At 56.6% G+C, this 1,459-nt stretch carries 2 protein-coding genes; both read left to right on the forward strand.

The genetic code is table 11. The features are described from left to right. Positions 1 to 286: 286 nt before the first annotated feature. Positions 287 to 1,024 (forward strand): UMP kinase, encoded by a 738-nt coding sequence (pyrH, locus tag A3730_RS04725; RefSeq protein WP_063521455.1) that lies wholly within the window; start codon positions 287 to 289, stop codon positions 1,022 to 1,024. Positions 1,025 to 1,060: 36 nt separating this feature from the next. Next, positions 1,061 to 1,459 (forward strand): ribosome recycling factor (gene frr / locus A3730_RS04730; protein WP_063537604.1); only part of this gene is annotated, 399 nt, incomplete at its 3' end.

Here is a 1,459-nt window from a genome sequence, read left to right on the forward strand (position 1 = left end):
GAAGTCGACTTCGCGGCCGAAGTGGAAGCTGCGGCCAAAGGCTAAGGCTCGCGAGTTCGATGTGCAAAAGGGCGCCTTGCTGGCTTGACTAGCAGGGCGTTTTTTTCGCCTGTTGAACGGCAGAAAGTGAAAAGCGCTTGCAACCATCGTGCGGGGCGGTACTGTGCTATGCAGCACAGGCTCGTGCGTTTGAATGCAGTGAAAGGCCGGCCTGGGCCGGTAAAAATGATGACGATGGCGGGTTATTCATGGGTGGCGGTTTCGTATGAGTGGTGGAGAGAAAGACATGCCGACGAACAAGGAGCGCTCACCGCGCTATAACCGTATTCTGCTCAAGCTGAGTGGTGAGGCGCTGGCGGGTGAAGAGGGGTTCGGTATCGACCCGAAGGTACTGGATGCCATTTCCCTGGAAATCGGCCAATTGGTTGGCATCGGCGTTCAGGTCGGCCTGGTTGTTGGCGGTGGTAATCTGTTTCGTGGCGCGGCGCTGCAGAGCGCCGGCCTGGACCGGGTCGCCGGGGACCATATGGGCATGCTGGCCACGGTGATGAATGGCCTGGCCCTGCGCGATGCCCTGGAGCGCTCCAATATCCGCACTCGCCTGATGTCGGCGATCCCCATGAGTGGTGTGGTGGAGCACTATGATCATCGCAATGCCAATCGCCACCTGAAAAACGGTGAAGTGGTGATCTTCTGTGCCGGTACCGGCAATCCCTTCTTTACCACCGACTCTGCTGCCTGCTTGCGCGGCATTGAAATCAGTGCCGATGTGGTATTGAAGGCCACCAAGGTGGATGGGGTCTATAATGATGATCCGGTGAAAAACCCGGATGCGGTCAAATACGACACCTTGACCTATGATGAGGTGCTGGATAAAAAGCTGGGTGTCATGGATCTGACGGCTATTTGTCTGTGCCGCGACCATGCCATGCCGTTGCGTGTTTTTGATATGAACAAGAAGGGTGCCCTGCTCAATCTGATGCTGGGCGGTAATGAAGGTACCCTGGTGGAAGCCGCGCAGTAAGCGCTGGCGATACCGCTGATAGAGCGAGGAATAACGGTGATTGACGATATTCGCAGTGATGCGCAAAGCCGCATGAAAAAGAGTCTTGAGGCACTGGATTCAGCCATGAAACGGGTGCGGACCGGTCGGGCACATCCCAGCCTGCTGGACAATATTACCATTGAGTATTATGGCGCTGAGACGCCGCTCAACCAGATGGGTAATATCTCGGTGGAAGAAGGCAGAACGCTGACGGTTTCGCCGTTCGACAAGTCAATGATTCCGCAGATCGAACGTGCCATCCTGATGTCCGATCTGGGCCTGAACCCGTCCACGTCCGGCACCCTGATTCGTTTACCGCTGCCGCCGCTGACCGAGGAAACCCGCAAGGATCTGGTGAAGGTGGTGCGCGCAGAAGCTGAACAGGCTCGTGTCTCTATTCGCAACATTCGCCGT

The sequence above is a fragment of the Alcanivorax sp. HI0044 genome (genome assembly GCF_001634945.1).

Coding starts and splice junctions, on each gene's coding strand:
- pyrH (WP_063521455.1), top strand. CDS start 287: ATGCCGACGAACAAGGAGCGCTCACCGCGCTATAACCGTATTCTGCTC.